We start from the raw sequence: 12,608 nt of genomic DNA, 5'->3' as shown, positions 1-12,608 counted from the left end.
ACACCATGAACAACACTTTCCCCGACGGATTTTTGTGGGGTGGCGCAATGGCGGCAAACCAGGTTGAAGGCGCATGGCAGGAAGACGGTAAAGGTGTGTCAACATCAGACATGCTGCCCAACGGCATTTTCGGTAACGTTGTCGCACGTCACGCGGGTCAGCACAGTATTAAGGACGTCGCCATCGACTTCTACCACCGTTACCCGGAAGATATCGCGCTGTTTGCCGAGATGGGTTTCACCTGTTTGCGCGTGTCAATTGCCTGGACCCGCATTTTCCCGCAAGGGGATGAAACCGCGCCGAACGAGGCCGGACTGGCATGGTATGACAACTTGTTTGATGAAATGTTGCGCCATAATATCCAGCCGATGGTGACCTTGTCGCATTACGAAATGCCCTGGGGACTGGTTGAAAACTACGGCGGCTGGGGAAACCGCGACGTCATCACCTTCTTTGAGCGCTATGCCCGTACCGTTTTCACTCGCTATCAGCACAAAGTCAAACTGTGGTTGACGTTCAACGAGATCAACATGTCCCTGCATGCGCCGTTAACCGGTGTCGGTCTGCAGGACGGCTGCAGCAAGGCAGAGATCTACCAGGCAATCCACCATCAGTTGGTGGCCAGCGGCCTGGCCGTTAAAGCCCTGCATAACATTATTCCTGATGCCAAAATTGGCAACATGCTGCTGGGTGGCCTCACCTACCCGCTGTCCTGCAAACCCGAAGACGTTTTTGCCACGTTGCAGGATAACCGTCAGTGGCAGTTCTTTGGAGACGTCCAGTGTCGTGGGGCTTATCCGGGCTATATGCAGCGTTTTTTCCGTGAAAACGACATCACATTACACATTGAGCCACAGGATCATGACGCATTACGCCACACCGTTGATTTTATCTCCTTCAGTTACTATATGACCGGCTGCGTCACCGCAGATGCTGAACTGGTCGAGAAGATGCGGGGTAATATTCTCGATATGGTGCCCAATCCGCATCTCGAAAGCTCTGAGTGGGGCTGGCAAATAGATCCTGTGGGCTTACGCACGCTGCTGAACGTTCTGTGGGATCGCTACCAGAAACCGCTATTTATCGTTGAGAATGGGCTCGGTGCCCAGGATACACCGGACCACGAAGGCCGCATTCACGACCACTATCGTATCAGCTATCTCAACGATCACCTGGTCCAGGTACGCGAAGCGATCGCGGATGGCGTGGATCTCATGGGATATACCTCGTGGGGCCCAATTGATCTGATTAGCGCATCAAAAGCCGAAGTTGGCAAACGCTATGGCTTTATCTACGTTGATCTGCAGCAAGATGGTTCGGGTACGCTGGCGCGCAGTCGCAAAGAGAGCTTTTACTGGTACAAGGGAATTATCGCCAGCCACGGCGCGTTGCTGAAAGCGTAATCGCGTTAACAAAAATACCCCGACATTACTGAAGGGGTATTTTTTATTCTTGCCAACGAAAGTAAATGCGTTATTCCTTTACCAGCGTTTCGACTAAATCCAGTCTCTCTTGCCACGGATCGCGCTGAGTCCGCGTCTGTTGCGCTCCAGCCGCTGGGATCAACAACAGGTTATCTACCTGACGGTTGAAAGCAGACCATTCAGGCAGATTTTGCGCATTAGGCTGGCTGTGCCTGGCAAAATTCACCCAATACTGATTAAGCTGGGCGGCCACTGCCTGATCTTGCGGTTTCACCGTGTCAGCATAACGCGCCGTCAGCGTATTAAAAACATACGGAATTTCACTGGCGTGCTGCGCGCCAGACGTCTGGTCACTCAGTGCCTGCGCCACGTAACCAAAACGATACTGCCACACAGGAATCTGGTTATCACTCCATACCCGGGCCATATAGCGCGCCGGTTCAACCATAAAGCTATCGCTGGCAATGGCGTTGGCTGTCTGCTGTGGTGACATATCGCGATAGGCCTGTGCCACTTTGCCGCGCAGGTCAGGAACAAACGGAGCAAACGCCTGTTCTCGCGTAGTGACCTGCGGTGCAAAACCAATATCCGCGTCGTTTGCACCAATCATCAGCGGCACTTTATTGAATTTCCCCTTACTGTACAGCTCGTGAGGCTCAGCGGTAATAATACGTCCATCGATCATCGGTCCAGAGTAATCCGGGCTTTGCATGGTGGCCATATTAAGGCCACTGACCACCTCGTTGGCTGGAAGGTGTCTCAGCGCTTCCAGCGCCTTGTCATCATCGCCGTTGACGCCGTGTTTGGCGGCAAATACCAGACCGGCTTTTTCTGCCTGCTGCCAGTTCTGGTGCGGGACGATATTGTGACGGCCAGAGCCGGACTGGATAATGGTTTTTTGGAACAGACCCGACGCTTCTTTGCTGGTCAACAGGCTGTTAACGGAGAAGCCCCCCGCAGACTCGCCAAAAAGCGTGACATTGTCCGGATCACCATTGAAGTTGGCGATATTATTTTTGACCCATTTCAGCGCAGCAAGTTGGTCCATCAGACCGTAGTTACCCCGCAGTGGATCGTTAGCCAGCGCCGGATGGGCGAAAAAGCCAAAACGTCCTACACGATAGTTAAAGCTAACGAACACCACACCCTGGCGGGCAAAGGCATCCCCGGCATACACCGCAGGAGATGAGCCTCCATTGACAAAGCCGCCGCCGTAAATCCAGACCATGACCGGCAATTTGCCGCTGGTGTTAGTCGGTCGCCACACGTTGAGCGTCAGACAATCTTCGCTAAACCCTACGCCTAACGGCGCGGCATCCCCAGGAAATGGCTCTTGTAGACAATCTTTTCCATAGTGTTTTGCCGGACGAACACCTTGCCAGGCTATTACCGGCTGCGGGGGCTGCCAACGTAGTGACCCAACGGGCGGTGCAGCAAACGGAATGCCCTTAAAAGCATCAACGCCCTGGTATTCACTTCCCAAAATACGTCCATCCGCCACCCTCACTTCAGGGCCAGCGGCCTGGGCCAGGCCAGCGCAACAGATAAAGGTGAATCCAACCACTAATGTGTATCGCATATCAATCCCCTGCTTTAAAAGCCAATGGGAGGAAGGCCAGTAGCGCCCCTCCTCCCGGTGTATAACGTTAAGATCGCGTTTGTGGCGTTATTTATGGATGCTGTTTGAGCTCATTTTCATCACTCGTGGTCGACCCCGTCACCGCATTTTGTGCATTCAACCCCGGCAATCCTGCGACTATCGTCATCACACAGCTCAGAATCAGCGCCACCACCGTGCCGATGATGCCCCCCCATAAAGTGGCATCGACGCCACCCGGCGGAATCATCTGTGCAATGGTGAAGATGTTGGCAAATCCGAAGGAGTACACGTGGGTATTGCTGAAGCCAACAATGGCTCCCCCCACTGCCCCCGCGATGCAACCAAAGATAAATGGACGTCTGAGCGGCAGGTTGACGCCGTACACCGCAGGTTCAGTGATACCGAAAATACCGGCCGTCACGGAGGATCCCGCCAGCATTTTCTGCCGTGTATCACGGCTACGCAGGAAGATCCCCAGCGCTGCGCCGACCTGGCCCATCACGGCTGGCAGCAACATAGGCAGCATCGTGTCATGGCCCAGCACAGCCAGGTTGTTGATCATCAGCGGGACCAGTCCCCAGTGCAGGCCGAAGATCACGCACACTTGCCACAGAGCGCCGATCGCCGCACCAGCCAGCCACGGGGCAAGGACATAAATCCACTGGTAGCCGTTAGCGAGGAACTGACTAATCCAGGTCGCTACCGGGCCAATAATCAGGAAGGTCAGCGGCACCGTAACCACTAAGCAAATCAGCGGCGAAAAAAAGTTCTTCATGGATGATGGCAGCAGTACTGAACTCTTTTTTTCCAGCCAGCAACTCACCCACGATGCGAGAATAATCGGGATCACGGACGCACTGTAGTTGAACCAGGTTACCGGAATACCAAGGAAGGTTTCCGTGATAGCGCCAGCTTGTTGACTGGCAGTAAACGCATCAATCATCAGCGGATGGGTCAGCGCACCGCCGATCACCATGGTAATAAACGGATTACCGCCGAACTTCTTCCCGGCAGTGTAACCCAACACCAGTGGGAAGAAGAAAAACAGCGCATCACTGGCAGCAAACCAGATTTTATAGGTCGCGCTATCGGTGGTTAACCATCCGCAAACAACTGCCAGGGCCAGCAATCCTTTGAGAATACCGGAGGCCGCCAGCACGCCAATAAAGGGCGTGAAAATCCCAGATACGATGTCAATCACGTGCCCTAAGGCGCCACTTTTATTGCCTTTTTTCTCCGTCGCCGCAGGAGCATCATCCGTCAGACCGGCTTCAACACACACCGCCTGCCAGACATCGCCCACATCATTCCCGATGACGACCTGAAACTGACCGCCACTTTCGACGACCATAATCACACCCGGGCATTGCTTTAGCGCTGGTGCATTAGCTTTTTGGTTATCATTCAATTTGAAGCGAAGCCGGGTAGCGCAATGCACCAGACTGTTAATGTTCTCTTTACCACCGACGTGGTCGATAATTTTTTTCGCCAGCGCTTGATGTTTCATATGATGTTCCTTACGTCCAGTGCCCGCAGCCACCATCTGACTGAGTATAAAAATGAAAAAACCCGAGAACGTTCCACATTCAGCGAACGCGCTCAGGTTTTGCCTGCATAGTGCAGTAACAATCCCGTTCTGTTATTTGTCAGGAATAAAACAGCATGACGGCTCTGGCCGTATTAGCTGTTTATGTATTAGAACGTCACCACCGTTTTCAGCTCGGTAACCCAAGCATCCTGGGTCTCTGAGACGCCACCAGGGTTATGCCAGTACTGAATACCCGGCTGCAATTCGATCCACGAAACCGGACGGAAGCGATAATAGATCTCAGCATTCATAGAGCGGCCAGGTACGGGGCAATAGCCCGGATTGTTGTAGTCGGAAATGCCGCTGATGCTGTTCATATACCGCTGGTTATGCGCAAACTCGTCGCTTGCATCGAACCAGGTTGCACCAATACCGATGGTGTCATTCGGGCGAGCATCAAACAGTCCACGGTAGCGGAACGTTGAGGCCAGCACGGAATGGATAACGTTCGTCCTCTGATCTGCAAGGCTGAAACTCAGTGAGGTGCTCAAGCCACGATTAGGATCACCATCATGCTGAGTCAGTTGCTGGTTAAAACCGGTATACATAAACCAGGTATCGCTATGTTTCGTATAACCATTCGGATCGGTGGCACCAGCACCGCCAGATTTTCCGTGATAGAGATCGGTTTGCGGCGCATTGGTGTACAGCACACCGAAGTTATATACCCCCGGTAATCCGCTGATGATTGGGCGCGTTTCAATTTCTACTGGCAGTAATACGCCTTTACTGCCTTTCGTCGACCAACTCCAGGCATGACTACGGCTGGTTGCATCTGGGTTTTGCTCCATAACCCCGCCCTTTAAGGTCACGGTTGGCGTAATTTTGTACTCCAGCGTGGTGCCCCAGGTATGTATGTTCCAGTTGCTCCAGGTCAGTGAGTTGGCAGACTTACCTCCGCACTGAGAGAGCAGTTGGGAATCGCAAGGGATGATTTGGTCGAAGGTCTGGACTTTGTTCATCATGCCGACACGCCAGGTCAAACGACGATCGTCAAAGCTCCGGGCAAAAGTCAGCCAGCCGAGGCGAGTAATAGATCCCCCACCCCAACTCTCCTGGGACAGATCGTTAAACGGGACGCGCGGATCCTGGACACGTTTGGTCGTCAGGTTGTCATCGTGGTTACGGTTAACGATATTCCCTTCAATACGAGCATCCGGGATCCCGGTCCAGCGTTCCAGATCCTGATTAAAGGTCAGCGCGAACTGATCAATATAGGCCACGTGTGAATCATGGTTGTACCCGCCGCCGCCATTCCAGGCGATTTCGTTCAGATACCCCAGGTTGTAGGTAAAACCATTGTCATTGAGGATCTTACGAATGCCAAGCATGTCGCCCAATACAGGGTCAGGTGGAGCTTCAAAACCCAGTACCGTCCCGTTCCAGTCTTGTGCCATTGTGAATGACGATACCGTCAGTAAGGCAAGTGCATAGAGCTTATAAGATATTTTTTTATATGCCATAATGAGACCTGTTTATTTATTCAATGCGTAACCGATGGCAGGCAATTTATATATTGCCCGTTATCATTTTATTTCATGTAATAGCCTACCCTGCAGTCAATAATAACTGCAAAGCGCCACTTTAAATAAAGTCAGACCAACAAGTAGAATGCGTGTAAATGCGCCTCCTCGTAAACGACAGGCAAAAAAAAACCTAAGTGCACCGCTTGCGCGGAGCACTTAGGTTTTGCCTGTTAGCCAGTAACAATCCTGAGTTGTAAACAGATAGGACTGTATCATCATCCCACCACGTTGCAAACGATGAGAACGCTCTGCTGTATGAAAATGTGAGCAAGATAACACTTGCATAACAGGGTACTACTGCGAAAAGTCGCAGCTTTTGTATTTGTGTGGAAAATATCTGCGCCGCTTTATAGCGGTTAGAGATATTAACGTTAAAAACTTGGGATAAAGATGCCTGCACATCGTTATCCCTCTTGCATTAAAATAAATTATACCGAGGTAATTATAGACACACTGACGTTAATTCAGCCATGTCTATCTATTACCGGCCTGCTTAACGCAAACTAGAAGCTGTATTTCACCCCTACCATCGCAGATAAATCTCTGTAGCCTTTACCACCAACCTTGACGCCCACGTTACCCCACAGCCTTCCACGCCAGTTCTGATTTCTCCGATATTGCGCGCGCCGTCCTGATACACGCTCACCCCGTCCATCTTCGTACCAAACTCATGGGTGTTGTGGAGCCAGTTTACTTCCACAAACGGCTGGAAGGTCCGCGCTTTACCGTCATCTATACTGTGACCTTTCAGGTAGGTACGTATGCCCAGACGCGACTGAAGATTACCTTCACCCTCCGCACTGACCCGCGTACCGTTGTTTTCTCGGTGGCCAGTTTTAGTTGACCACTACAGAGACACCGATGAGCCCACCGCCAGCGCTTGTACTCATTGGTTTTCGTATCGACACCCTTCATAAAACATTTATTAAACATAGAGATACAGGCGCCGCTAAGAAGTATCTGATTTAGGCAGAAGCTACTATATGTTGTAGTAGTCCACATCACACCCCTGTGACAAAATTAACAATTCTGCAAAATGTGGTGGGGCCCGCTTGATGTCAGAACATTCGCAATTCAGCCTGTTTAATGAAGGACAGGTGGCTCTTCCTGAAGGTTATCAGGACCGCTCAGTCAATATTTTCACCCGGCCTGGCGCTGACGTCCCGGCGTTCAATATTTCCCGCGACACGCTGAACGCCGGTGAAAATCTTTCGGCTTATATCAATCGTCAATTGGTACTGATGGAAAAACATCTTAAGGGCTGGAAACAGAGCGAACGCCATGCTGTCGTGCTGGGCGATAACCTTTTACAGGGTGAAAATGTGCACGCCAGCTACCTGCGCGACGGGAAACGTATCTGGCAGCAGCAGGCCGTGTTTAACACACATGATGCGCATATTCTGGTCTTTACCATGACCTCCGCCTCAACGCTGACAGACCGCGACGGCGATCTGTTTCTTTCATTGCTCGGGAGTTTTCGCCTCCACGCTTAACGATAAGGATTATTGTTATGTTTGAAGCTGCTCGCGCGGGTGATGATATTGGACACTCCGGCGCGCTGGCCGGGATGATTGCCGGAACTCTCGTTGGTGGCCTGATTGCTGCCGTGGGGGGGATCGCGGCGGGGGCGATGTTTATTGCTGGCCTTGGAGCATCCTGTATTGGCGTCGGGGTACTGCTCATCGGCGCCAGCCTTGCGGTCGGTTATCTCACCAGTGAACTGGCAACTGCCGCAAGAGACAGCATTGCGGATGCCGGGGCATCCAGCATGACGAAAAAAGGCGTCATCTCCACCGGTTCGCCTGACGTTTTTATCAACAGTAAACCCGCCGCACTTGCCACCAACAGCATGGTGGAGTGCTCTGACGACGGTTCTCAACAGATGGCGGAAGGCTCCTCGCGGGTCTCTATCAATGGCCTGCCCGCTTCCCGTCTGGGGGATCGCACCACCTGTGACGCAAAGATCATGACCGGTTCGGACAATGTCCGCATTGGGGGTAGCCCGAAACAGACGCTGCCTATTCAGTCCGAAGTCCCGGAATGGGTATATAAAGCCTCAGATCTCACCCTACTGTTCACCGGATTGTTCGGGGGCTGGGGCGGCGCTGCGGGTAAAGTGGGGGCGCTGGCTAAGCTGCTTGACAAAATTCCCGGTATTAACAAACTTAGCCGTATTGCCTGCCGTGCAGGCACGTTGATGACCGGCGTGGCGGCCGCAGGGATCGTTGCCCGCCCGGTGGATGTGGTCAGCGGACAGAAGTTTCTCAGCGGCGATGACGAGCTGGATTTTGTCCTCCCTTCCCGCTTGCCTGTACGCTGGCAGCGTTACTGGCGTAGCGGTAATCCTGGCGACAGCGTTCTTGGCCGGGGGTGGAGCCTGTTCTGGGAAACCCGCCTGGAACGCTATCAGGATGGTCTGGTCTGGCGCGCGCCTTCCGGGGATTGCGTCTCCTTCCCGAGGGTGCCGAAAGGCCTGCGGACATACTGTACAGACGAAAAATGCTGGCTGGAGCATCACTCTGATAACAGTTGGTCGGTGTATGACATCAGCGGCGAACGCTGGCATTATGCCCCTCTGGACGAAACGTCGCCTTCCCTGTTACAACGACTGTCTGACCCCTGCGGCAATGATATTCTGTTTGAATGGAACGACAATCACACTCTGCATGCGTTGACCGACAGTACCGGGCAGCGAGTGGTTTGCCGCTACGACAAAGAACGCCTGGCCGGAGTCTGGCTGGATGATGAAATCTGCCTGGTCAGCTATGCGTATGATGAACAGCGCCAGCTCGTTTCAGTAACGGGCCGGGGCGGTAGCGTGCGCAGACGTTTCCACTGGCGCGATGGTCTGATGAGTGCCCATGAGGATGCTAACGGGCTGCTAAGTGAATACCGCTGGCAGGAAATTGATGGTCTGCCGCGCGTGGTCGCGTTCCGGCACAACGGCGGCGAACGGCTAACGTTCGAATACGATTTTGACAACGGCACTCGCCATGCCATCCGTGATGACGGCGCACAGGCGCACTGGTTGATTGACGACGATGATAATGTCGCGCGTTTTACGGATTTTGATGGCCGCCAGACGACGTTTATCTACCGCGACGGCGAGCTCTGCGATGTTGTCCTGCCTGGCGGCGCCATCCGCCGCAGTTTATGGGACAAATATGGCCGGATGACGCAGGAGACGGACCCGGCAGGTCGTCGTACCGAATATTACTGGTACCGCCTGACGGACCGTATCACCCGTACGGTTTACCCGAATGGAACGTCATCACAGAACATTTATGACCTGAAGGGTCGCCTGTTGGCCGAAGACGATGTTTCCGGCAACAAAACCGCGTATCACTACCCTGCAGAAGACGAAATATTGCCGGACAGCATCACGGATGCCATTGGTGGCGTGGTGCGACTGGCGTGGAACAACCAGGGACTACTGACACAACGAACCGACTGCTCCGGCAGCATCACCCGCTTCAGCTATGACCGCGTCGGGCAACTGGTTGCCAGTGAAGATGCGCAAGGTAATATCACGCGCCGCGAATGGAACGACGCCGGGCTGCTCAGTGCAGTGATTCACCCGGACGGCAGCCGCGAATCGCTGCTGTGGAACGAACGCGGGCAACTCGCCGCCTGGCGTGACCCACTGGAAAGTGAAGTCAGCTGGATGTATGACGTGCTCGGCCTGCCGGTAAGCCTTACCGATCGTATTGGTCGCACCCGTCGCTGGCGCTACGACCCGCGCGGCAACCTGCTTCGTCTGGAGAATGGCAACGGCGGTGAATACCGGTTTACCTATGATGCCGTGGGCCGCCCGCTCAGTGAAACGCGCCCGGATGAAACATCCCGCCAGATGGAATGGGATACCCGGGGTTTTCTCTGCGCCCTGGAGGAAAACGGCAGACCTGCCGCCGAGGGTGGCATTGCCCGTCGTTTACAGCAGTTCAGTTATGACGACAGCGGTCTGATGACCGGGCGCAGCCACCACCATGCTGAATATCGTTATTTCCGCGATCTGAGCGGTCAACTCACCCGTATCCTGCGCACCCCCACGGCCGAAGGTGTCGCGCTGGGTATCGAAAATGATGAGATTGCCCTGACTCGTGATACCGCCGGACGCATGCTAAGTGAATCCGGGGTGAATGGAGAGGTTGGCTACCAGTGGGATGCGCTGAACAATCTGACCTCCCTGACATTGCCCGGTGAGCAGCAGATTTCCTGGCTGCACTATGGCTCCGGCCACGTCAGCGCCATCCGTTTTGGCCAGCAACTGGTCACCGAATTCACCCGTGACCGTCTGCACCGTGAAACGCACCGTACTCAGGGCGCACGCAGCCAGCTCCGCCGGTATGACAGCCTCGGCAGACGTACCGAGCAGCGCAGTGAAATAACCGCCGACGTCACACTGCCAGAACAGGCGATACTCGGGCGTCTTTATCGCTATACCGCCCGTGGCGAGCTTTCTGGCGTCAGCGACAGCTTGCGTGGCGAAGTGAATTACGGCTACGACGCCGAAGGCCGCCTGCTAAAACACTACGAAGCCCGGCAGGGGCACAGCAGTGTGCATTTTCGTTATGACGCCGCAGATAACCTTACCACCAGTGACAACGACTCGCCGGTCACCGATAACCGCCTGCAGCACTGGCAAAACCTGTTTATGCAGTACGACGCCTGGGGCAACCTGGTCAGCCGCCGCAGTGGTCTGTATGAACAGCACTATGCCTGGGATGCTGAGAACCGCCTGATATCAGCGCAAGGAACCGGCCCGGAGGGACGTTTTCAGGCGCATTATCATTATGATGCCCTCGGCAGGCGCACGCGAAAACAGGTCGCTACCGCCCGCGGCATCACCGAAACCCGCTTCCTCTGGCAGGGATACCGTCTGTTGCAGGAGCAGCACGAAGATGGGCTGTGCAGCACATACCTTTATGACCCGAATGAAGCCTGGAGCCCGCTGGCGCGAATTGACCATCTGCGCGACGACAGGCGTGGGGAGATTTACTGGTTCAGCACTGACCTGAACGGCGCACCGCTGGAAGTGACCGACAAGCGTGGAAACGTGCGCTGGAGTGGTCATTACAGCAGTTTTGGCGAAGTACGGCATCAGACGGCAGGCTTTACCGGCGCGTTGCAGCACACCGCCCTCACCCATCAGCAGCTTCGCTACGCCGGGCAGTATGCTGACAGCGAAACCGGTCTTCACTATAATCTGTTCCGCTACTACGACCCGCAGGTCGGACGGTTTATTGTTCAGGATCCGATTGGGTTAAACGGCGGGTGGAACCTTTATCAGTATGCGCCGAATCCGCTGGGGTGGATTGACCCGTGGGGCTTAAAAGGGTTCTTTGCACCATCTATTTTTAATGCGCCTTCAGGTAGCACTCATATCGTTTACCAGCAACCGATAGACTGGGATTTGCCTGTTAATACAAGGAATGGAGTAAAAACAAACTTAGAGTTAGCTTTGGGAGGAAAGTCACCTTTTGTAGTTAAAAACGGGGCCTATTCACAAATAAATATTCACCACTCCAAACAAAATGGGGTAGGATCTTTATTTGAGCTTTCTGCTAATACACACCAGACATATTATGGTACAAATGCCCTTCATCCTTACTTACCAAATGCTCATCCGTTCAACCCTGTAGACAGGGATTTGTTCAATATTGATCGTGAAGCATACTGGAATAGTCGGGGGAAAGCAGAGTTAAGTAGTCGAGCAAAAAACAAATGTGGGTAATAATTTATGTTATCTGAAAAAATAAAGTTAATGAGCCAATCTCGCGGTTGGTGGTATAATGATATTAATCAAGAGTATAGTGATGCATTGCTATCTATAAATGTTGATCTTTCTTCTGATTTTTCTCAGTTTTATCTGCACATTGAAGACAGTGCTACTTTTTATAGTAGGCAACAGGAAATTTATCAAATTTGTTGGTTTATTATAAATTCTGACTATCAACTTGATTTAAAACGAACACATGAATCCTTAAATATGCCAAAAGAGTATATACCGTTAGATAGTTTTGAAGGCGGCGGTGGTTATTTTTACAACAGAGAAACGGGAGAGGTTTTATTTGTTAGTGTTGGTGAAAAACTAAAAAAATTTTTAGATAATGAATTAAAACCCCAATGGGAGAATTTCAACACATTTATTGAGTGGTTTTTTGAATTAGATAGTTAATTTTTATATGCCGGGAGTTATCAAACATCCCGGCTTTTTACTATTTAACTCTCATTCAGCAACCCGAGAATATTTTCAGTCACTTAGTTACCTTCTACCTATTAATTAATAGGTAATACCCATTACCTTCAATATACTCCCTGCGTTCGCGTAGACTGCGGAATGATGGCAATGAGCCAGATCTTGACGAGCCACCCTAAATTAACTCAGCCAGCATCATCCTGTAACTATCCCACATAATGGCGTGTTCACTTTTAGTGATCTTACGGAATATGACTACAGCCTATCGGAT

6 protein-coding genes and 2 pseudogenes are annotated in these 12,608 nt (G+C 52.5%); 4 read left to right on the top strand and 4 right to left on the bottom strand.

All coding sequences use genetic code 11. The features are described from left to right. The first annotated feature begins 5 nt into the window (after window positions 1-5). Window positions 6-1,403, top strand: coding sequence for a glycoside hydrolase family 1 protein (locus ACO7SM_RS09885; protein WP_490470660.1), 1,398 nt, complete (start codon window positions 6-8; stop codon window positions 1,401-1,403). 70 nt (window positions 1,404-1,473) lie between these two features. Here the strand turns inward: ACO7SM_RS09885 and ACO7SM_RS09880 are convergent, their stop codons facing one another. The 4 genes and pseudogenes from ACO7SM_RS09880 to ACO7SM_RS09865 form a co-directional block, all read right to left on the bottom strand. Next, on the bottom strand, window positions 1,474-3,003 hold the full coding sequence (locus ACO7SM_RS09880) for a carboxylesterase/lipase family protein (protein WP_490470659.1): 1,530 nt from the start codon (window positions 3,001-3,003) through the stop codon (window positions 1,474-1,476). A gap of 118 nt (window positions 3,004-3,121) precedes the next feature. Continuing rightward, window positions 3,122-4,531 (bottom strand): annotated as a pseudogene (locus ACO7SM_RS09875) (PTS transporter subunit EIIC); the annotation flags it as partial. 188 nt (window positions 4,532-4,719) lie between these two features. Beyond that, entirely contained in the window at window positions 4,720-6,075 is a 1,356-nt protein-coding gene (locus ACO7SM_RS09870) for a carbohydrate porin (protein ID WP_490470658.1), read from the bottom strand. A gap of 566 nt (window positions 6,076-6,641) precedes the next feature. After that, a pseudogene (locus ACO7SM_RS09865) lies at window positions 6,642-6,967 on the bottom strand (autotransporter outer membrane beta-barrel domain-containing protein); the annotation flags it as partial. Window positions 6,968-7,193: 226 nt separating this feature from the next. Between ACO7SM_RS09865 and ACO7SM_RS09860 the strand changes: the two are divergent. The 3 genes from ACO7SM_RS09860 to ACO7SM_RS09850 are packed head-to-tail and all read left to right on the top strand — an operon-like array spanning window position 7,194 to window position 12,316. Continuing rightward, window positions 7,194-7,631, top strand: coding sequence for a DcrB-related protein (locus ACO7SM_RS09860; RefSeq protein WP_490470657.1), 438 nt, complete (start codon window positions 7,194-7,196; stop codon window positions 7,629-7,631). Between the two features lie 17 nt (window positions 7,632-7,648). Then, window positions 7,649-11,872: an RHS repeat-associated core domain-containing protein gene (locus ACO7SM_RS09855; protein WP_490470656.1), complete on the top strand. Its 4,224-nt coding sequence runs from the start codon at window positions 7,649-7,651 to the stop codon at window positions 11,870-11,872. 6 nt (window positions 11,873-11,878) lie between these two features. Beyond that, complete coding sequence (locus tag ACO7SM_RS09850; protein WP_490470655.1) at window positions 11,879-12,316, top strand: hypothetical protein; 438 nt, start codon at window positions 11,879-11,881, stop codon at window positions 12,314-12,316. Window positions 12,317-12,608: the final 292 nt, after the last annotated feature.

This window comes from Citrobacter sp. LJND-P06, from assembly GCF_058188415.1.
Note: the sequence above shows the minus strand (reverse complement) of the source record. Positions and strands in the feature narration are given on the sequence as shown.

What these genes read in the sequence shown, in the direction of transcription:
- ACO7SM_RS09880 (WP_490470659.1), bottom strand. Translation starts at nt 3,003, where the DNA reads ATGCGATACACATTAGTGGTTGGATTCACCTTTATCTGTTGCGCTGGC.
- ACO7SM_RS09870 (WP_490470658.1), bottom strand. Translation starts at nt 6,075, where the DNA reads ATGGCATATAAAAAAATATCTTATAAGCTCTATGCACTTGCCTTACTG.
- ACO7SM_RS09885 (WP_490470660.1), top strand. Translation starts at nt 6, where the DNA reads ATGAACAACACTTTCCCCGACGGATTTTTGTGGGGTGGCGCAATGGCG.
- ACO7SM_RS09855 (WP_490470656.1), top strand. Translation starts at nt 7,649, where the DNA reads ATGTTTGAAGCTGCTCGCGCGGGTGATGATATTGGACACTCCGGCGCG.
- ACO7SM_RS09860 (WP_490470657.1), top strand. Translation starts at nt 7,194, where the DNA reads ATGTCAGAACATTCGCAATTCAGCCTGTTTAATGAAGGACAGGTGGCT.
- ACO7SM_RS09850 (WP_490470655.1), top strand. Translation starts at nt 11,879, where the DNA reads ATGTTATCTGAAAAAATAAAGTTAATGAGCCAATCTCGCGGTTGGTGG.